The organism is Burkholderia cepacia (genome assembly GCF_001718835.1).
Classification (GTDB): Bacteria; Pseudomonadota; Gammaproteobacteria; order Burkholderiales; family Burkholderiaceae; genus Burkholderia; species Burkholderia cepacia_F.
In genome coordinates this window covers 2,814,815-2,833,823 of the sequence record NZ_CP013444.1, presented here as the reverse complement: position 1 = coordinate 2,833,823, position 19,009 = coordinate 2,814,815, and the positions used below count along the sequence as shown (strand labels likewise).

The window sequence follows — 19,009 nt, the reverse complement described above, 5'->3', positions numbered from 1 at the left end:
CCAGGAGCATCCGCGCGCGCGTTCGCGCCGCGCGCCGCCGATCCCGAGCGATCCTGCCCGTTTCGACGCATCCGTTTCACCCCATCCCGCTCGCATGCACATGCCGCGCCCACTGATACCGGTCGAGCCGCAGCAGTTGCGAGATGCGCGCGGCGACGTCGTCGTCGTGCATGCCGACGGCGTCCGCGAGCTCGTCCACCTTCAGGAACCGGCCGACGAGCACCGTCGACGCCCGATCCCCCGACATCACCACGGTCTGCGCGTAACGCCGCCAGTCGTCGTCCTGCAGCGCATACAGGCACCAGCTTTGCAGCGCCGCGCACAGCGGCGTGCCGCGCTGCTGGTCTTCGAGCGTGCGCAGGATGTGCAGCGCGCCGATCCAGTCGCGCCGGCTGATCCGCAGCCGCACGTCGCACAGGTCGACCGCGGCGTTGCGCGGCTGCAGGACGCGCAGCGCGAGCAGCAGTTCGTCGAGGTCCGAGTGCGCGCTCGCGCGCAGCCCGGCCGAGAAGGCCGAGAGCAGCGCGCGCAAGGCGGCCTTGTTGCACGGTTTGATCGCCATGTCGGTGCGATGCGTCGAGTAGAGATGATCCGTCGACGATGATCGCCGTCACGCGCGCGCGAGCGGGCGGCGCGTGCGAAGCGGCGTCATGCGCGGCGAAGGGGGGCGAAGGGGGCGCGTCGCGCGTGGCGGCCGGGCGCGCGCCGCGTGCGATCGTTTCGGCCGCCGCGACGTCGCTTCGCGCGCTTCGCCGCACGTGCGAACACGCTGCCTAAGCTTGTCGTCGAACCGCGGGCGCATGAGTGCCGCGCGCGTTCCTTTCCCTTTCCCTCAATCGATTCACATTCATAGCGAGACGGTCATGAGCGTAAACGGCATTTCGAACACGACTCTCAATCCGACGCAGTTCCACTCGTCGTCGACGTCGGGCAGCCGCGATCAGAAGATCGAGGAGCTGCTCCACGAAATCGAGGAGCTGCTGATGCAGGACGATTCGGGCAGCGGCGACGACACGAACGTCGGCGACGATTCGTCCGGCAACACGCCGACGGGCAACAACACGCCGACCGGCAAGAACGGCCCGACCAACCATGTGTCGACGCCGACCGGCGGCAAGCCCGGCGAGGACATGCGCGACGTGAAGCTGAACACGAAGGCGGGCGGCGAGGCGCTGCACCTGAAGATGGACTCGCAGGGCAACCTGTACAACGGCAGCGGCAATTCGGTCGGCACCGTCGACAAGGACGGCAACGTGAAGCTGAACTCCGGCGCGACGAAGGAGCTGGAGCGCCTCGAGACGGGCGGCATTCCGCTCATGAACGCGCACGTCGGCAAGCAAGGCGCGGGCGGCAACATGGAGTTCACGTCGGACGAGGTGACGGTGAGCGCGGGCGACCTCAATCAGAAGGCCGACTTCTGACCGTGCGGGCGACGCGGCGCGGCGGCACTGGACAAGCGCTTTCGAATCGGGTCACACTGCGCGCTCGCGCCGCCGCGTCGCGGCCCGTCCAATCATTCGCGGACCGCGACGTCCGCCGGAGCAGAACTTGAGCGTGCCGCAACGGGCCGATGCCCGGATCTTCGAGGTGATGCAGGCCCGGCAGGCGTGGGGCACGCTCGCGCTCGACCGCGACGGCGCGATCGTCGCGGCCACCGAGCGCGCGCACGCGCTGTTCGGCCGCACGTTGCCGGCCGGGCTGCCGCTCGCCGCCGTGCTCGGCGATGCGGCGCACGCGGCGCTCGCGGACCCCGCCGCGCTGTTCGACACGCTCGAACAAGGATTCGAATTCGAAACCGACGATGCGATCCTGTGGCTCACGCTGCAGCCGGTCGAGGACGATCCGGTGCTCGCGGCGACGGTCACGGTCGCCGACGTCACGCCGCTGCGCCGCGCGCTCGACGAGCGCGTCGCGTCGCTGCGCTTTCTCGCGCACGACCTGCGTTCGCCGCAGAATTCGATTCTCGCGCTGACCCAGCTGCACGACGCCGATCCCGACGCGTTCGCCGCCTGCGGCGGCCTCGAACGGGTCGCGCAGCTCGCGCGGCACGCGCTGCTGCTCGGCCAGGACTACCTCGTCGCGTCGGCGGCGGACGATCTCCGGCAGCGCCATTTCGTGCGCTTCGACCTGCGCAAGATGCTGCGCGAGCTCGTGCCGAAGCTCGAAGTGGGTGCCGTCTATCGCGGTGTCTCCCTGCAGCTTTGGCTCGACGACGCCGCGCCGCTGTGGTTGCGCGGCGCGCGCGTGTTCGTCGCCCGCGCGCTGCAGAACCTGATCGACAACGCGGTGCAGGCGTCGCGGCAAGGCGCGCGCGTCGAGATCCGGCTGCACGTGCGCGACGCGCACGCGGAACTGACGATCCGCGACTGGGCGGGCGGCCTGCCCGGCCTCGCGCCGGACGCCCGGATGACGGATTTCGCGCCGCTCGCCAGGCGCGGCTCGATGGGCTTCGGCCTCGGGCTGCAGCTCGCCGCGCAGGTGGTGGCCGCGCATGCGGGCGCGCTGTACGCCGAATCGAATCGCGGCGTCGGCACGACGTTCGTGATGCGTCTGCCGATGCTCGCGCCGGCGGCCGGCGCGGCGCCGCCCGCCGTGCCCGAAGGCATCGCGCGCTGGCGCGCGAGCGTCGCGCCGGACGGCTGAGCGCGCGCGTTCTCCCTTAATTCGCTTGACGACCCCTGATTTCACGATGTCCGAACCGAACATGCAGCGCACCGTGCAGCAGCCCAAGCAGATCGTCGTCGTCGAGGACGATCCGGTGCAGCGCACGCTGCTCGTCACCTGGCTCAAGGCCGAGGGCTACCGCGTCGAGGCGTTCGACGACGGGCTCGACGCGCGCCGCTTCCTCGGCGACAGCTGGGCCGACCTGCTGCTGCTCGACTGGGACCTGCCCGGGATGACCGGCGAGCGGCTGCTCGCGTGGGTGCGCGGCCGTGCGCGCTCGATCGTCCCGGTGATCTTCCAGACCGTGCATTCGGACGAAGAGGACATCGTGAAGATCCTCGACGCCGGCGCGGACGATTTCCTCGTCAAGCCGCTCGAAAAGCAGACGCTGCTCGCGCGCGTGCGCGCGCTGCTGCGCCGTTTCGCGGCGCTGTCGGTCGACAGCGGGCGCATGCAGCTCGGCGGCTACGTGCTGGCGCGCGCGACGCTGACCGTGTCCGACGACCGCGCGTCGCACGCGTTCAGCGCGAAGGAATTCGACATCCTCTGGCACCTGGCCGAGCATCCCGGCACCGTCGTGCAGCGGCAGGACCTGCTGCGGCTCGTGTGGGGCGCGGACGCGTCCGCGCAGACCCGCACGGTCGACATGTACGTGAGCCGGCTGCGCAGCCGGCTGAAGGCGGCGGGCATCGGCTGGACCGTGCATGCGGCCTACGCGACCGGCTATCGCCTGAACCTGGGCGCGGACGCGGAACCGGCGGACCGCGCATCGTGACGCCGCGCGCGGCCGTGTCGGCCGCCGCCGTCGCGCTCGCGCTCGCGAGCCATGCGCCGGCGCTGTACGCGGTGCCGCTCGCGTGGCCGCTCGCGCGCTTCGACTATCGGGTCGGGCCGGTGAACGCAGCCGACGCATTGAGCGAGCTGAGCCGCCGTTCGGGCGTCGCAATCGACATCAAGACAGACGCACCGTGCCGGCTCGACGTGCGCGACGCACTGCCGCCGCAGCGCTTCGTCGACTGGGTCGCGCGCACCTGCGGGCTCGCGTCGTACTACGACGGCGCGGTGCTGCAGCTCGTCGCGCCCGATGCGTTCGAGCGCGCGGCGGTGCGGCTCAATTACGCGACGCCCGCCGAGCTGCGCGCGACGCTCGCGCGGCAGCGGATCGTCGATGCGCGCTGGCGGCCCGGCTACGACGACGCGGCGCGCATCGTGCGGGTTGCCGGCCCGCCGCGCTACGTCGCGCTCGTGCTTGCCGCCGCGCGCGCGCTCGACGAGGCCGCGCAGGCGCGGATGCGGACCGAGACGCGCGCGTTCCGGCTGCGCACGCGCGCATCGGCTGACCACGCGGCGCGCGGTGACGCGGGCGATACGATCGTGCCGGGGCTGGCGACGCGGCTGCGCCGCCGGCTCGAACAGGACGGCGTCGCGCCGCGCGCGGTGCCGGGCGTGCGCGAATTCACCGCGTCGCTGCCGATCGTCGACGCGGACGCGCGCTCGAACACAGTGCTGATCCGCGACGTGCCCGCGCGGCTGGCGCGCGACGCGCGGCTCGTCGCGCAGCTCGATACGCTGCCGGCGTCGATACGGATCGATGCGTTCGGCGTGACGCTCGCACCCGCGCGGCTCGACGCGCTGGGGCTGCGGTGGCGCGACGGCGCGCAGGCGTCCGGATCGTCCGAACCCACAGGCGCAACCGCCCCGCGCATCGCGGTCGCACCCGCGCCGGACGGCTGCGCGGCAACGCGCGCGCGTGTCGCCGAACTCGCCGCGCATGGCGACGCGTCGATCGACGCCGACGGTTCGACGCTGACGCTCCCCGACGGCAGCGCGGATTTCGGCCGCCTGCGGCAGGCGTTCGTCGCGTCGGGCGACGGCGATGCGCGCGCGCTCGACGCGCAGCGCAACGGCTTCGCGATGCGGGTCACGCCGCGCGAGACCGCGCAGGCGGGCCGCTACGCGCTCGACATGCGGATCGTCGAGCGCTGGGCGGACGGCGCGTCGCCGTCGCGCGAAACCGTGTCCGGCGTGACGCTCGCGGCAGGGGAATGCGCGGCGCTCGCGCTGCCGCTTGCCGCCGGGCGGGGGGAGCAGCGGCTCGTGCTGGTGACGCCGCGCGTGAGCGCCGCCAGCCCGCCCGAACCCGCGAAGCCCGCGGCACGGCCGCGCGCGCCGTCGCGTGCGCGGCCGCCGGCGACGCCGGACAGCCTCGGCCTCAGGACGCAGACGCGCCTGCTCGGCAATTGATGCAAAGCCCGCTCATTATTAAACGACGATCGAGCCCGATTTTAGCGCTCGACGGCAGGCGTCTATTGAAATTAATGCGGCAAGTCAATTAACGCACGATTTTGCGTGTTTATATTGTTTTTTTCCGGTTTTAGATCGACGGCTAAAAATGCCGGATCGGGTGCGCGCACGGCTAACAGGTTAACTAACGGCTAACAATGGACTGCATCATTTCATGCAGCTCGATCCGGTTGTAAGTCGCCCGTAACGCGTCCTTCGTCGTGATCCGGTTGCGGGCCGCGAGCGCGGCGAGATCGTCGTTCAGCGAGCGCGACATGTTGTCCTCGCGGCGCCGCAGGAACTCGTTGACGAGGTGCAGCTTCGTCGGGTCCGCGATCAGCTTCGCGACCTGGTTGTTGTTGTTGAACAGCAGCTCGCTCGCGAGCACGAGGCTCTCGCCGTCCGCGCTCGGCACGAGGCTCTGGCAGACGACGCCGATCAGCGATTCGGCGAGCGCGACCGCGTGCCGGTCGCGCTGCTCGACCGGAAAGAACGACAGCAGCTTGTTGAGCGCGCTGACCGCGCTGCCCGTGTGCATCGTCGCGAGCACGAGGTGCCCGGATTCGCCCGCCTGCAGCAGCGTGTCGGCCGTCTGCGCGTCGCGCACCTCGCCGACCATCACGACGTCCGGCTTCTGCCGCAGCGCCTCGCGCAGCCCGTGCTGGAAATTCGGCGTATCGGTCGGCACTTCGCGCTGCGAGATGATCGACTGGCGGCGCTCCAGATAGTATTCGATCGGCTCCTCGATCGTGACGATATGCGTGTTGCGCGTCGCGTTGACGTGCTCGAGCAGCGACGCGATCGTCGTCGTCTTGCCCGAGCCCGTCGGGCCGGTGACGAGGATGATGCCCTTCGTGCTGTCGAGCATCGAGCGCACGTAGACGGGCAGGCCGAGCTCCTCGAGGGGCAGCGGCTTGAGCGGCAGGCGGCGCATCGAGATCACGATCTTGCGGCCGCCGCCCGCGCGATACACGTGGCAGCGCAGCCGGCAGCGCGTGAGGACGAACGGGCGGTCGAGCGTGCCTTGATGCAGCGCGCTCTCCCAGTGCTCGTCGATCGCGTCGAGCAGCGGCCGCATGTCGTCGACGAGCACCGGCTCGTCGCTCGTCTCGACCCAGCCGCGCGGCGTCTTGATCGTGATGGGGCGGTCCTGTTCGATATGGATGTCGGTGAACATCTGCTTCAGGTCGATCAGGCCGAGCACTTCGCCCGCGAGATCGCGCAGCGGGGCGGCGGCATGCTGGTTCATTTTGGCGATCCGAATGAATGGAATGGACGGCGCAATGCGCGCGGTGACTGGAAAATCGAATGGTCTATTTAATTTTGCACGCAAACTAGCTTTTGTCAAACTGTTCGGGGTATATTTGCCGCGCAATAATCAATTCAATAATTCGACTGCATGCGTAGACCTATTATGTAAAGCCGAGGTAATCCCGGAATCGGAAAGGCATTTCCGGCCGCGCAGGCGGTCCGAGGCGTCGGATGCGGCCTCCGGGATCGACACTCGGCAAAGCGCGGGGCCAGCGGCGCACAGCAGTCGAGTAACGAGGACATTCATGATGCACGGCGCCACGGTCGCCGCGGCCGCGTTCATCGCGCTCGCGCTTTCTGCAACCGACTGCGCGGCGAGCGGCCCGCCCGCCGGCACCGATCCGGCGCCGGGGGGGCCGTTTGCCGAGCGCTTCGATCACGCGCCGCTGACGGCGCAGCGCAGCGACGTCTTTCGCGCGCCGGCGTCGGCCGCGGCCGCGCCAGGCGCGCAGGCGCTGCCCGCGGCGGCGACAGCGACGACGGCCGCCGCGCCTGTCCCGGCCGCGTCGAGCTGGGACGTGCGCGCATCCGACGGCACGATTCGCGGCGTCCTGTCGCGCTGGGCGCGCACGGCGGGCTGGCAACTGGTCTGGGATGCGCCGGTCGATTTCAGCGTCGACGCGCAGGCGACGCTGCGCGGCTCGTTCGAGGATGCGCTGCAAGCGCTCGTCGCGAGTCTCGGCCGCACGTCCACGCCGATCCAGGCGATTCTCTATCAAGGCAATCATGTATTGCGCGTCGTCGCGCAAGGAGCGGGCTGATGCGCGTCTTTCTCGTCATTTCGTTACTCGCAGCGCTGCTGGGCGGCTGCACCGGGCTGCGCGGCGGCATCGAGCGGGACGCGCAACGCGATTCGAACGAATCCGGCGCGCTCCTGAAGCGCGTATCCGACGGCGACAACAGCGTGCACGCGCTCGCGCCCGTCGTCGTGAACGACGGGCTGTGGGTGTCGGCGGGCGCCGTCAAGCTGCAGCGCGGCGAGCAGTTGCCGTCGCTGTTCGACGAGCCCGCGTCGTTTGATCGCCCGGTCGCTTCGTTGTCCGAATTCGCCGAGCAGGTCACGCGGCTCACGCAGGTGCCGACGCAGGTTGCCGCGAGCGCGCAGCAGGCGGCCGCACGTTCGCAGAACGGCGGCGCGGACGGCGCCGCGCGCAGCGCGCCCGCATTCCTCGACGCGTCGGGCGCTCGCTCGGTGCCGCCGCTGCCGCCCGGCATGCCGGCCGGCGCGTCGTCCGGCGGCAAGGCGGGCGGTGGTGCGGGCGCAGACGGCGGCGGCACGTCGTTCGCGCCGGTGCGGATCGTGTATGCGGGCGGCACGCTGCGCGGCCTGCTCGACGCGGCGTGCGCGCGCTTCGGCGTCTTCTGGAAATACGAGCAGGGGACGATCCGCTTCTTCTTCACCGACACCCGCACGTTCCAGGTGAACGCGATTCCCGGCGACTCGTCGCTGAACGCGTCGGTGGTAAGCGGCGCGACGAGCGACGGCACGTCGGGCGGCTCGCAGTCCGGCGGCGCGGGCGGCGGCGGCAACGGCGCGAATTCCGGCTCGACGGGCCTCACCGCGAACAACACGGCGAACACCGCGGTGAACTCGCAGCTCTCGGTGTTCAACGGCCTGCAGAGCGCAATCCAGTCGATGCTGTCGCGCTACGGCAGCTCGGTGTCGTCGCCCGCCACCGGCTCGATCTCGGTGACCGACACGCCCGACGTGCTCGAGCGCGTCGCCGCGTTCATGACGCAGCAGAACCGCTCGCTGTCGCGGCAGGTGCTGCTCAACGTGACCGTGCTCAGCGTGTCGCTGAATGCGGGCGACGCGTATGGAATCGACTGGAGCCTCGTCTACAAGACGATGTCGGCGAGTTTCGGCGTCACCAATCCGTTCACGCCGGTCGCGCTGACGTCGCCGGCCGATTTGTCCGCGACGGTGCTCAGCCCGACGAGCCGCTTCAACGGCACGAAGCTGCTGATTCGCGCGCTGTCGCAGCAGGGCACGGTGCGGCGCAAGACGTCGGCGTCGGTCACGACGCTCAACAACCAGCCGGTGCCCGTGCAGGTCGCGAAGCAGACGGGCTACCTCGCGTCGGTGTCGACGACCAACACCGCGAACGTCGGCTCGTCGACGGCGCTCACGCCGGGCACCGTGACGACGGGCTTCAACATGACGCTGCTGCCGCACGTGCTCGACGACGGCACCGTGATGCTGCAGTTCTCGACCAACATCTCGTCGCTGCTCCAGTTGAAGGACGTGACGAGCAGCGAGGCCAAGGGCGCGACGAAGATCCAGACGCCCGACGTCGACATGCGCAACTTCCTGCAGCGGGTCGCGATGAAGTCGGGCGAGACGCTCGTCATCAGCGGCTATGAAGGCACGAACGATTCGCTCGACGAACGCGGCGTCGGCACGCCGAAGATGATCGCGCTCGGCGGCGGCTACGAGGCGCAACGCACGCGCGAGGTGATCGTGATCCTGATCACGCCCGTCACGCAGCGCGGCGGCGCCTGACGGAGCCGGCGATGAGCGCGCAAGTGATTCAAATCGGCCGCCAGCGCTTCGTCGCCGGCCTGTTCTGGCAATCGCTGTCGCGGCGCAACGAGCTGCGCGCCGAAGCGGTCGAGCTCGCGAAGAAGCTGAAGTTCGACCTGATGGTGCTGCGGATCGATCGCGGCGGCGCGGCGGCGGGCTATGCGAACACGCGCGACGGCTTCACGCCCGGGCATCTGTCGCTCGGCGCGATGGTGTCGCGCGCGATCGCGCTCGAAGGCGCGTTCTACAACGGCCGCCGGCAGCCCGCGCCGAACTGGCTCGGCGCGTTCGCGCTGCCGGACGGACGCTGGGCGTACTTCGCGGTGCGCGACCACGCGTTCATGCCGCAAGGCGACTGGATCGGCACGCGCGACGAAGCGCTGGAGCGGCTGCACACCGATTACGCTTGGGGCGGCTGGAACGTCGTGATCGGCGAGCCGGAGCTCGAGCGGCAGGGCTTCCAGAATTTCCAGCCGAAGCGGCTCGACGAACTGCTGCCGCGCCGCGGCGGCCGGCCGCGCACCGAGCGCTGGTGGGCGCTGCGGCCCGTCGAGCGGCGCCTGCCGCCGCGCACCGCGCTGATCGCCGCGACGCTCGTGTGCGTCGCGGCCGGCAGCGCGCTCGCGTATTGGCATCATCGCGCGAAGGTCGAGGCCGAGGAGCGCGAGGCGGCGCTCGAGCGCGTGCGCGCGGAGCTCGCGGCGCGGCAGACGAGCGCGCCCATCGTGCATCCGTGGGCGACGCTGCCCGACGCGGTCGGGTTCGCGCGCGCATGCGCGGCGCGTTTCGGCCGGCTCGCGCCGGGCGGCTGGCGGCTCGAGCGCTACGAATGCACGCCGGACGCCGCGCACTACGCGTGGGCGCGCAACGGCTCGAACGTGCGCTACCTGCTCGCCGTGGAGCCCGGCGCGACGGTCGACACCGACGGCGAGCGCGCGACGCTCGACGTGCCGCTCGCCGCGCCGAAGGCCGGCGACACGCCGCTCGTCGACGATTCGGCTGTCAGGACACAACTTCTGTCGCGTCTCCAATGGCTCGACACGGCCGCTAAACTCGACCGGCTGCTTCCCGATCAGGCATCGGGCGCCCCGCTCGCGAATCTCGCGCAGCAGGCGGCCGCCGCGGCCGGGTGGCGCGCGTACCGGCTGAACGCGACCCTCGGCGGCATCGCGCCGCCCGAGTTCGTGCGCGCGATCGACGTGCCGGGGCTGCGCGTGCAGCGCATCGCTTACCAGAACAATCAGTGGACTCTCGAAGGAGTGCTCTATGCGAAATAGTCGCGTTCGATCGATGTGCTTGCTTGGCCTGGCGTTGTTCGCCGGCGTCGCGCGCGCGGCCGGGCCCGCGTCGCCCGACGACGGCGCCGCGACCGCCGCGCGGCTCACGCAGCTGCAAAGCGAGACGGTGCTGCTGCAGGCGCAGCTGAAGAAGCTCGAAACCCAGCAGCAGGTCATCGAGCGTGCCGCGCAGCTCGCGCGTGCGCTCGGCGGCGGCGCGCCGGCCGGCGGGCAATTCACGGTGACGGCGATCGAAGGCGTCGGCAAGCGCGCGTTCGCGACGCTGCGGATGAACGGCGGCGCCGAATTCGAGGTGCAGCGCGGCGACGCGCTGCCGGACGGCGGGCGCGTCGTCGCGATCGAGCCGCGCGCGGTCGTCGTGTCGAGTCGCGGGCGCACGGTCCGGCTGTCGACGGCGTCGCCTTCCTATGCGGGCAATCCGCCGCTGCCGGCCGACGCGGCCGCGCCGCTGCCTTCGGTGCCATCGTTGCCGGCGAGCGGGTCATGAACCAGGACGCGCAACGACCCGACCCGATGTTCGCGCGTGCGACGCCGTCCGCCGGTGCCGACGCCGCGCAGCCGCGCGGCCCGCGCGCCGTCAGCGAAGCGGGCGATTTCGCCGCGAGCGTCGAGGAACGCAAGTTCGTCTGCCTGTTCGACGACGGGCGCCTGCTGATCGCCGAAGGCCACGAGATGAACCCGTTCGTGCTGTCGTATCGCGCGCGGCTCGACCGGATGGGCCGGCCATATCGACTGACGCCCGCGACGCTGACGCAGGTGCGCGAGGCGTACCGGCAGCATGTGGCGGGCGGCGGCGAGCGGCTCGATCACACGGTGATGCAGGTGCTCGCGAAGGAGCTGATCGGCCGCGCGTGCCGCGAGCGCGCGTCGGACATCCATATCCGCGTGCGCCGCTTCAGCACCGAGGTCTACTTCCGCATCCACAACGAGCTCGTGCGCGTGAACGAGCACACGCGCGAGCACGGCGAGCGGCTGCTCGCGACGCTGTACGGCGCGATGACGACCGTGTCGGACAACAGCTACCGGCCGAACGAGCGGCAGGATGCGAGCATCGGCGACCGCGACAAGCTGCCGGACGACCTGTACGGCGTGCGGATCGCGACGACGCCGACCAACGAAGGCAGCCTGATGGTGCTGCGGCTGCTGTACAACGATGCGGGCGACGCGTCCGATCTCGCGGCGCTCGGCTTCGCGCCCGAGCACGTCGCGGCGTTTCGCACGCTGCGCGCGCAGCCGCACGGGATGAACATCATCAGCGGGCCGACGGGCTCCGGCAAGTCGACGACGCTGCAGCGGATGCTTGCCGCGCAGATCGACGAATCGCGCGGCAGCCTGCACGTGATCACGGTCGAGGACCCGATCGAGTATCCGATCGGCGGCGCGGTGCAGACGCCGGTGGCGAACGCGCCGACCGAGGAGGCGCGCGCGCTCGCGTTCGCGGCGGCGATCACGAACGCGATGCGGCTCGACCCGGACACGATCATGATCGGCGAGATCCGCGACCGCGCGTCCGGGCAGACGGCGCTGCGCGCGTCGATGACGGGCCACCAGGTGTGGACGACGGTGCACGCGAACAGCGCGCTCGCGATCGCCGACCGCCTGATCGATCTCGGCCTGCACGCGCGGATGGTCACCGATCACACGGTGGTCTCCGGGCTGATCAGCCAGCGTCTCGTGAAGCTGCTGTGCCCGCATTGCAAGCTGCGGCTCGTCGATCATCCGGACCGCATCGAGCCGGGCCTGTTCGCGCGGCTGCGGCTCGCGCTCGACAGCCGGATGCACGACGTGTGCATCGCGGGCGACGGCTGCGCGCATTGCCGCACGGTCGGCACGATCGGCCGCACGGTCGTCGCCGAGGTGATCCTGCCCGATGCGCGGCTGTTCGAGTTCCTGCGCGACGGCGACAAGGCCGGCGCGCTCGAGTACTGGACCCGCACGCTCGGCGGGATGACGCTCGCCGAGCACGCGCTGCGCAAGGTCGCGGCGGGGCTCGTCGATCCGCGCGGCGTCGAGCGCATCGTCGGCACGCTCGCGCCGGTGTCGGGCGAGGCGCGGCAGCAGTTGTCGCTCGTCGGATTCAGCTATGGCACTTGAGCTGAACCGCCGCTGGGCGAAGCTGTGCCTGAATGCCGACGAGCGGCTGCGCATCTACCGGAAGATCGCGAAGATGCTCGGCAACGGGCTGCCGCTGCTCAAGGTGCTCGAGGAACTCGAATGGCGTGCGTCGCGCGAGGGCCGCAAGCCGCGCGAGCCGCTCGCGATCGTGCTGTCCGACTGGCGTCTCGCGGTGCAGAACGGCCGGATGCTGTCCGAGGCGATGGAAACGTGGGTGCCGGCGACCGAGCAGATGATCGTCGCGGCGGGCGAGCAGGCGGGGCGCATCGAGGACGCGCTCGCGTCGGTGGCCGACATCGTGCAGTCGGGCCGCAAGATCCGCCGCGCGGTGACGGGCGGCGTCGCGTATCCGGTCGGGCTCGTCGTGATGGTGATCGGCTACCTGTACCTGTTCGGCACGCACGTGATCCCGAAATTCGCGCTGATCGCCGATCCGACGCACTGGCATGGCGCCGCGCGCTCGCTGTATCTGATGTCGCTGTTCGTGCAGGGCTGGATGCTCGTCGTCGTCGCGCTTCTGGTTGCGGCGCTCGCCGCGCTCGCATGGTCGCTGCCGCGCTGGCGCGGGCCGCTGCGCATCTATGCGGACCGCGTGCCGCCTTATTCGATTTACCGGCTCGTCACGGGCAGCGGCTTTTTGATCGCGTTCTCGGCGCTGCAGGCGTCGGGCGTCACGGTCGAGAAGGCGCTGCTGAAGATCGGCGCGGTCGCGGGGCCGTGGCTGCGCGAGCGGATCGACGACACGCTGGACGGCGTGAAGTCGGGCCTCAACGCCGGCGAGGCGCTGCACAACACCGGCTATCAGTTTCCGTCGCGCGAGATCGTCGAGGATCTGTGCATCTACGCCGAATTCGGCGGCTTCGACGCGGCGCTCAAGATGCTCGCCGACGAGTGGCTCGAAGAGGGCGTCGCGCGGATCGCCGCGCAGATGCGCGTGCTGAACGGCGTCGCGATCGTCGTGCTCGCGCTGCTGATCGGCTGGCTCGTGGCGGGATTTTTCGGAATTCAGCAGGAAATCGCCGCGATGACGCGCGCGATGCATTGACGTCGCGCATTTTCAATTCAGGAGAAGGACCATATGAAACCACTCGCTAATCATCCCGCGTATCGACACCAGCCCGCGTTCTGCCGGCGCCACCGCAAGCAGCGCGGCGCGTCGCTGCTCGAAAGCATCGCGTATCTCGGCGTCGCCGCGATCGTGATCGTCGGCGCGATCGCGCTGCTCGGGTCGGCGTTTTCGAGTGCGAATACGAATCGGCTTGCCGAAGAGCTGAATGCGATTCAGACGGGGACGAAGAAGCTTTATATGGGGCAGGTGAATAATTATGGAAATGGCGTCGATCTCAACGCAAACCTGATTGCGGCGAGGGTGTTTCCGAGCACGCTGCCCACGGGCAACAACAATGCCGTAGCGAATGCATGGGGCGGGAACGTCACGGTGACGGGACGCGGGCAGACCTTCACCGTCCAGTACACGAACGTTCCGCGTGACATCTGCATCAATACCCTGACGGCAGGTGGAAACTGGCGGACGGTGGCGATCGGCCAGAACGGCCAGAACGGCCAAGGAATCCCATATCCGGTTGCTCCGGACGCCGCGACGCGGGCCTGCGTTGACAACGCCACGATCACCTGGACGTCGAACTGACGCCGACCGTCTCTTTCTCCATCATCCACGCCGCTCCTCATGTACGCCCTCGCCGCCGTGCTGGCCTTCGCGTCGATCGCCGCCGTCTACGCGACGCTGCAAGGCCCGTCCGCCGTTCCCGCGCTGCAGCCGTCGCGCAACGCGCAGGCGCTCGCCGAAGACCTCGCCATCTACCGTCAGGCGGCGCTCGACTACGCACGCACGCATCCGGGCACGCGCGGGGCGGTGCCGAACACGAAGCTGCCATTTCCGACCTGGTATCCGAACGCGAATCCGCCATGGCGCAACTATGTCGCGGACGGCACCGTCGTCGCGTATGCGGCGGCGATGCCGCCCGTCAACATCGCGGGCGAGATCGCGACGCTCGCCGACGGCTCGCTGCTCGCGGGCGTCGCGTATCGCAACGCGGTCGTGCGCCCCGGCCATGCGAATCCGAACGCGCCGGCGGATGGCGTGCCGTTGCCGGCCGGGTTGACGATTGCGGACGGTGCGCCGGTCTGGATGGGGCAAGCTTACTGATGCATCTCATGTCTTCCCGCCGCCGCGCGCGCGGCTTCGCGCTGATCGAAATGCTCGCGGCGCTCGCAATTGCCGCGCTGATGCTCGCGGGCATCGCGATGATGATGGATACGTCGCTCGACGACGTGCGAGCGCAGCAGGCCGCGCAATACCAGGCGCAGGTGACGGCCGCGGCGACGCGTGCGTTGAAGCGCGACTACGACGCGTGGTGGCAGCGCGCGAACACGCAGACGCCCGTCGTGATGAGTCTGGCCGATCTGCAGGCGACGAACGATCTGCCGGCCGCACTGCGGCCGGAGAACGCTTACGGCCAGCACACGTGCGTGCTGGTCAAGCGGACCGCGACGGGGACCGGACTCGACGCGCTCGTCGTGACGACGGGCGGCGCGGCGATCGGCGACAAGGAGCTCGGGCTCGTCGCCGCCAGCGCGGGGCCGGGCGGCGGCTCGATTTCCGAGAGCGATCCGACGCTCGCTCGCGGCGCGTTCAACGCGTGGCGGATGCCACTTGGCACGTTCCTGAGCGGAAGCTCGCCGAAGTGCGATCCGAACGACGCCGCGCCACCGAACGCGGGCCATCTCGCGAACGAAATCTTCTTCAACGGGCCGGGCCAGCAGATCAACAGCGATTATCTGTACCGCGTCGGCGTAGGCGGCCATCCGGAGGCGAATGCGATGCAGGTGCCGATCTGGCTCACGCATACGTTCGACGATGGCAGCGCGGACGCGGCGAACTGCGGTACCGCCGGCAACTACACGAACGGCAAGCTTGGCGCAGACTCCACCGGCAAGCTGCTGAGCTGCAGGGACGGCGTGTGGCGCGGCGCGGGCGGCCACTGGAAGGATCCTGTCGAGCAGACCGACCAGTTGCCCAATACATCGAACGAACGCGGCGACGTACGCCTTACGCTCGACACGTTCCGTGCGTATGCGTGGACGGGGGCCGCCTGGCAGGCACTCGCGATCGATCAGAACGACAACCTGATCGTGCCCGGCGTCGTCTCGGCCAAACAGTACGAAATCACCCGCCGCGTCGTCGTCAACACGCCGTGCGCGCCCGATGAAAACCGGAAGGACGCCGGCCTCATCTCGATGGGCCAGGACGGCCAGGTGCTGTCTTGCCAGAACGGCAAGTGGCTCCCGCAGTCGGGGATCAAGATCGGCAGCACCGACATCGATTGCCAGATCCTGATGGCGACGCCTGGCGCGAGGGACTTCCCGCAATGCTCGTACACCTACACCGGCAACTATCCGAACGGATCGTTCATCACGTATGAACCGGACGGCACGTACACGTACACGATCGACCGGCAGTTAAAGCTCGACAACAACGGGCTGATCGCGGTGAGCGCGTACATGCACATGGCCTATTCGACGTGCGACCAGAAAGGAAGGGAAGGACAGATGCGCCTCGTCGTCGAGGTCATCGACGTCAGGAGCGGCAAGGCGATCGCTCACAACGAGGCACAGTCGTCGAAGCTGAAGGAAGACGCCGCGACGATCAACGTCACGCTGAACGTGGCCGCCGAGCCGCGCAGCGGCTACACGGTCAGGCTTTCGAGCAAATGGGCGACGTACGACGGCTATGCGAAGACGCCGTGGACGTCCAGCTATTGCAGCAACGGCCAGACCTTCCTCCAGACGCCGCTCGCCACCGGCTGGACCATCAATTCGTTCTATTGAACGGACCTTCGCCGCGCGCGGCCGCCGCCGCGCGCGGCTGCGGTTTACTGCACGGGTCTCCCATCTGCGGCGCGCGCACGTCCGACCGACGTGCCGCGCGCCCCCACCGGACGGACCCATGAAGGCCAAGATCCCCGTTTTGCTGTCCCTGCTGTGCTCGCTTGCAAGCCTATCCGTCGACGCCGCGCCGATCCGCTGGCGCAGCACCGAAATCCAGTACGCGGCGGAAGGCAAGGACGTGAAGGACGTGCTGCGCGACCTCGCCGCGAGCCAGAACATCGCGGCGAACGTCGCGCCCGGCGTGGGCGGTGCCGTCAGCGGCAAGATGAAGATGTCGCCGCAGCGCTTCCTCGACACGCTCGCCGCATCGTTCGGCTTCGTCTGGTACTACGACGGCACCGTGCTGTACGTGACGCCCGCGAGCGACATGAAGAGCACCCTCGTCAAGCTCGAGCGCGCGAACACCGGCGACCTGCGCGACCTGCTCGAACAGATGAAGATCGCCGACCCGCGTTACCCGGTCACCTACAACGCGCAGCAGCGCACCGCGCTCGTCGCGGGGCCGCCGCGCTACGTCGAGCTCGTGACAAGCGTCGCCGCTCGGCTCGACGAGAATTCCGCGCGCACGGGCGGCACGCAGATCCGCGTGTTCTCGCTGAAGCACGCGTGGGCCGCCGATCGCGACGTGAACGTCGACGGCACGACCGTGACGATGCCGGGCGTCGCGTCGTTGCTGAACCGGATGTATCACCCGGGCGACGGCAAGCGTGCGTCGCAGACGACGGTCGGCAAGCCGATCAGCCGCGCCGCGCCGATGACGGACCTCGGCGGCGGGCGCAGCGGCACGCCGCCGTTGCCGCCGCTGCCGCCGTACATGCAGGGCGCGCAGTCGGGCGAAGGCGCGGGCATGCAGGGCGGCGGCCAAGGAGGCGAGCCGCGTCCGAGCGGCATGCTCGCCGCGGCGATCGCGAACTCGGGCGCGACGCGCGCCCAGGGCGGCGGCGTGCTCGATCCGCTCGGCGGCGCGAGCGGCGTGCCCGTGGGCGCGGGCGATTCGGCCGACCTGCCGGTGATCCAGGCCGATCCGCGCACGAACTCGATTCTCGTGCGCGACGTGCCCGAGCACATGGCGCAGTACCCGGACCTGATCGCGCTGCTGGACGTGAAGCCGCGCCTGATCGAGATCGAGGCGCGCATGATCGAGATCGACGAAGGCGCGCTCAAGCAGCTCGGCATCGACTGGCGCGCGCACAACAGCCATTTCGACCTGCAGACGGGCACGGGGCTCACGTCGCAGAATTCGTATGCGAACGGCTCGCTGAATCCGACCTTCGGCTCGATCTCGCTGTCCGGCAACGACTCGGTCAGCGTGCCGGCAAGCCCGCTCGGCCTGTCGCTGACGGCCGTGCTCGGCGACGCGGGCCGCTATCTGCTCGCGCGGATCAACGCGCTCGAATCGGCGAACCAGGCGCGCACCGACGCGAGCCCGAAAGTCACGACGCTCGACAACGTCGAGGCGGTGATGGACAACAAGAAGCAGTTCTTCGTGCGCGTCGCGGGCTACACGTCGGCGGACCTGTACAGCATCTCGACGGGCGTGTCGCTGCGCGTGCTGCCGATGGTCGTGGAGGAGGGCGGGCGCACGCAGATCAAGCTCGACGTGCGGATCGTCGACGGCGAGCTGTCGCGACAGACGGTCGACAACATTCCGGTGATCGTGTCGACCGAAATCAACACGCAGGCGTTCATCGAGCAGGGGCAGGCGCTGCTGATCGCGGGCTACAAGATGGATGCGCGCTCGAGCACGCAATCAGGCGTGCCTGTGCTGTCGAAGCTGCCGCTCATCGGCGGGCTGTTCCGCTCGACCGACAAGCAGGACAGCCACAGCGAGCGGCTCTTTCTCGTGACGCCGAGGGTGATCGAGCCTTGAGCGGATGTCGATCGGCCGGCGCATGCCGCCGCCGGCCGGGTGTTCGTCAGGCCGCCGTCATTGCGGCTTGCGATAGCGGATTCCGTCGACCTTCGTGCTGATGCGCGTGCCGACGCGGCCTTCGGTGATCGCGACGATGCCCGCGAGCGAGCCGATCACGGCGTCCTGCCCGGTCTCGCGCGCGAACTCGATCGCCGCCTGGACCTTCGGCCCCATCGAGCCGGCCGCGAAGCCGAGCCGCTCGAGCGCGTCCGGATGCGCGGCCTCGATCAGCGCCTGCGTCGGCTTGCCCCAGTCGACGTACGCGCCGTCGACGTCGGTCGCGATCACGAGCAGGTCCGCGTGCAGTTCGCGCCCGAGCAGCGCCGCGCACAGATCCTTGTCGATCACCGCCTCGACGCCCGCGAGCTTGCCGTTCGCGTCGTAGCGCGTCGGAATGCCGCCGCCGCCCGCGCAGATCACGATCGAGCCTTTTTCGAGCAGCCACTTGATCGGCCGGATCTCGAAGATGCGCCGCGGCCGCGGGCTCGGCACCACGCGGCGGAACTTGTCGCCGTCCGGCGCGATGCGCCAGCCTTTCTCGCGCGCGAGCCGTTCGGCCTCTTCGCGCACGTAGACGGGGCCGATCGGCTTGGTCGGATGGTCGAACGCGGGATCGGCCGGATCGACCTCGACCTGCGTGAGCAGCGTCGCGAACGGTACGTCGGACGGCAGCAGGTTGCCCATCTCCTGCTCGATCAGGTAGCCGATCATCCCTTCCGTCTGCGCGCCGAGCACGTCGAGCGGGTAGGGGGCGACCGCGGTGTAGGCCGCGCCCTGCAGCGCGAGCAGGCCGACCTGCGGCCCGTTGCCGTGCGCGATCACGAGCTCGTTGCCGGCCGCGATCTGCGCGATCTGCGCGACCGCGATCTTCACGTTCTCGCGCTGCTGGGTCTCGGTCATCGGCTGATTGCGCTGCAGGAGCGCATTGCCGCCCAATGCGATGACGATACGCATCGTGTTTCTCCTTGAAGGTGCGCCCGGCGCGCGGTGGCA

The 19,009-nt window shown here is 69.6% G+C and carries 17 protein-coding genes; 14 read left to right on the top strand and 3 right to left on the bottom strand.

Annotation, left to right across the window (positions count from 1 at the left end):
• Positions 1-76: 76 nt before the first annotated feature.
• Positions 77-562, bottom strand: coding sequence for an HrpB1 family type III secretion system apparatus protein (locus tag WT26_RS32415; protein WP_069271633.1), 486 nt, complete (start codon positions 560-562; stop codon positions 77-79).
• A gap of 238 nt (positions 563-800) precedes the next feature.
• Here WT26_RS32415 and WT26_RS32410 point away from each other — a divergent pair, with 238 nt between their 5' ends.
• The 4 genes from WT26_RS32410 to WT26_RS32395 all read left to right on the top strand — a co-directional run bounded on the left by WT26_RS32410 (position 801) and on the right by WT26_RS32395 (position 4,908).
• A complete protein-coding gene (locus tag WT26_RS32410) occupies positions 801-1,421 on the top strand; it encodes a hypothetical protein (RefSeq protein ID WP_196222173.1) in 621 nt (206 codons plus the stop codon).
• Between the two features lie 133 nt (positions 1,422-1,554).
• The gene (locus tag WT26_RS32405) at positions 1,555-2,643 is read left to right on the top strand and encodes a sensor histidine kinase (RefSeq protein ID WP_059635402.1); all 1,089 of its coding nucleotides are present in this window, start codon (positions 1,555-1,557) and stop codon (positions 2,641-2,643) included.
• Positions 2,644-2,689: 46 nt separating this feature from the next.
• Positions 2,690-3,439: a response regulator transcription factor gene (locus tag WT26_RS32400; protein WP_059489262.1), complete on the top strand. Its 750-nt coding sequence runs from the start codon at positions 2,690-2,692 to the stop codon at positions 3,437-3,439.
• Positions 3,436-4,908, top strand: coding sequence for a secretion protein (locus WT26_RS32395; RefSeq protein ID WP_069271632.1), 1,473 nt, complete (start codon positions 3,436-3,438; stop codon positions 4,906-4,908). Before WT26_RS32400 ends, WT26_RS32395 begins: the two co-directional genes overlap by 4 nt.
• Positions 4,909-5,092: 184 nt before the next feature.
• On the opposite strand, the gene WT26_RS32390 is transcribed toward WT26_RS32395, so the two are convergent.
• A complete protein-coding gene (locus WT26_RS32390; RefSeq protein WP_059535030.1) occupies positions 5,093-6,196 on the bottom strand; it encodes a type IV pilus twitching motility protein PilT in 1,104 nt (367 codons plus the stop codon).
• 307 nt (positions 6,197-6,503) lie between these two features.
• On the opposite strand from WT26_RS32390, the gene WT26_RS32385 reads away from it, so the two are divergent.
• The 10 genes from WT26_RS32385 (at position 6,504) to sctC (ending at position 17,974) form a co-directional block, all read left to right on the top strand.
• Positions 6,504-7,019 (top strand): toxin co-regulated pilus biosynthesis Q family protein, encoded by a 516-nt coding sequence (locus WT26_RS32385; protein ID WP_069271631.1) that lies wholly within the window; start codon positions 6,504-6,506, stop codon positions 7,017-7,019.
• Positions 7,019-8,761 (top strand): PilN family type IVB pilus formation outer membrane protein, encoded by a 1,743-nt coding sequence (locus WT26_RS32380; protein ID WP_060198715.1) that lies wholly within the window; start codon positions 7,019-7,021, stop codon positions 8,759-8,761. The genes WT26_RS32385 and WT26_RS32380 overlap by 1 nt, the downstream gene beginning before the upstream one ends.
• Positions 8,762-8,772: 11 nt before the next feature.
• Positions 8,773-10,059, top strand: a complete 1,287-nt coding sequence (pilO2, locus tag WT26_RS32375; RefSeq protein WP_059552819.1) for a type 4b pilus protein PilO2 — start codon at positions 8,773-8,775, stop codon at positions 10,057-10,059.
• Positions 10,060-10,072: 13 nt separating this feature from the next.
• Positions 10,073-10,567: a type IV pilus biogenesis protein PilP gene (gene pilP / locus WT26_RS32370; RefSeq protein WP_059479844.1), complete on the top strand. Its 495-nt coding sequence runs from the start codon at positions 10,073-10,075 to the stop codon at positions 10,565-10,567.
• The gene (locus WT26_RS32365) at positions 10,564-12,174 is read left to right on the top strand and encodes a GspE/PulE family protein (RefSeq protein WP_059712552.1); all 1,611 of its coding nucleotides are present in this window, start codon (positions 10,564-10,566) and stop codon (positions 12,172-12,174) included. Before pilP ends, WT26_RS32365 begins: the two co-directional genes overlap by 4 nt.
• On the top strand, positions 12,164-13,240 hold the full coding sequence (locus WT26_RS32360; RefSeq protein ID WP_069271630.1) for a type II secretion system F family protein: 1,077 nt from the start codon (positions 12,164-12,166) through the stop codon (positions 13,238-13,240). The genes WT26_RS32365 and WT26_RS32360 overlap by 11 nt, the downstream gene beginning before the upstream one ends.
• A gap of 33 nt (positions 13,241-13,273) precedes the next feature.
• A complete protein-coding gene (locus tag WT26_RS32355; protein ID WP_069271629.1) occupies positions 13,274-13,843 on the top strand; it encodes a type 4 pilus major pilin in 570 nt (189 codons plus the stop codon).
• A gap of 39 nt (positions 13,844-13,882) precedes the next feature.
• A complete protein-coding gene (gene pilM / locus WT26_RS32350; RefSeq protein ID WP_059589131.1) occupies positions 13,883-14,362 on the top strand; it encodes a type IV pilus biogenesis protein PilM in 480 nt (159 codons plus the stop codon).
• Complete coding sequence (gene pilV, locus WT26_RS32345; protein ID WP_069271628.1) at positions 14,362-16,044, top strand: shufflon system plasmid conjugative transfer pilus tip adhesin PilV; 1,683 nt, start codon at positions 14,362-14,364, stop codon at positions 16,042-16,044. The genes pilM and pilV overlap by 1 nt, the downstream gene beginning before the upstream one ends.
• Positions 16,045-16,162: 118 nt before the next feature.
• Complete coding sequence (gene sctC, locus WT26_RS32340; protein WP_069271627.1) at positions 16,163-17,974, top strand: type III secretion system outer membrane ring subunit SctC; 1,812 nt, start codon at positions 16,163-16,165, stop codon at positions 17,972-17,974.
• Positions 17,975-18,031: 57 nt separating this feature from the next.
• Here the strand turns inward: sctC and arcC are convergent, their stop codons facing one another.
• Entirely contained in the window at positions 18,032-18,970 is a 939-nt protein-coding gene (gene arcC, locus WT26_RS32335) for a carbamate kinase (protein ID WP_069271626.1), read from the bottom strand.
• Positions 18,971-19,009: the final 39 nt, after the last annotated feature.

Coding starts and splice junctions, on each gene's coding strand:
- WT26_RS32415 (WP_069271633.1), bottom strand. CDS start 562: ATGGCGATCAAACCGTGCAACAAGGCCGCCTTGCGCGCGCTGCTCTCG.
- WT26_RS32410 (WP_196222173.1), top strand. CDS start 801: ATGAGTGCCGCGCGCGTTCCTTTCCCTTTCCCTCAATCGATTCACATT.
- WT26_RS32400 (WP_059489262.1), top strand. CDS start 2,690: ATGTCCGAACCGAACATGCAGCGCACCGTGCAGCAGCCCAAGCAGATC.
- WT26_RS32390 (WP_059535030.1), bottom strand. CDS start 6,196: ATGAACCAGCATGCCGCCGCCCCGCTGCGCGATCTCGCGGGCGAAGTG.
- WT26_RS32385 (WP_069271631.1), top strand. CDS start 6,504: ATGATGCACGGCGCCACGGTCGCCGCGGCCGCGTTCATCGCGCTCGCG.
- WT26_RS32380 (WP_060198715.1), top strand. CDS start 7,019: ATGCGCGTCTTTCTCGTCATTTCGTTACTCGCAGCGCTGCTGGGCGGC.
- pilO2 (WP_059552819.1), top strand. CDS start 8,773: ATGAGCGCGCAAGTGATTCAAATCGGCCGCCAGCGCTTCGTCGCCGGC.
- pilP (WP_059479844.1), top strand. CDS start 10,073: ATGTGCTTGCTTGGCCTGGCGTTGTTCGCCGGCGTCGCGCGCGCGGCC.
- WT26_RS32365 (WP_059712552.1), top strand. CDS start 10,564: ATGAACCAGGACGCGCAACGACCCGACCCGATGTTCGCGCGTGCGACG.
- WT26_RS32360 (WP_069271630.1), top strand. CDS start 12,164: ATGGCACTTGAGCTGAACCGCCGCTGGGCGAAGCTGTGCCTGAATGCC.
- WT26_RS32355 (WP_069271629.1), top strand. CDS start 13,274: ATGAAACCACTCGCTAATCATCCCGCGTATCGACACCAGCCCGCGTTC.
- pilM (WP_059589131.1), top strand. CDS start 13,883: ATGTACGCCCTCGCCGCCGTGCTGGCCTTCGCGTCGATCGCCGCCGTC.
- pilV (WP_069271628.1), top strand. CDS start 14,362: ATGCATCTCATGTCTTCCCGCCGCCGCGCGCGCGGCTTCGCGCTGATC.
- sctC (WP_069271627.1), top strand. CDS start 16,163: ATGAAGGCCAAGATCCCCGTTTTGCTGTCCCTGCTGTGCTCGCTTGCA.
- arcC (WP_069271626.1), bottom strand. CDS start 18,970: ATGCGTATCGTCATCGCATTGGGCGGCAATGCGCTCCTGCAGCGCAAT.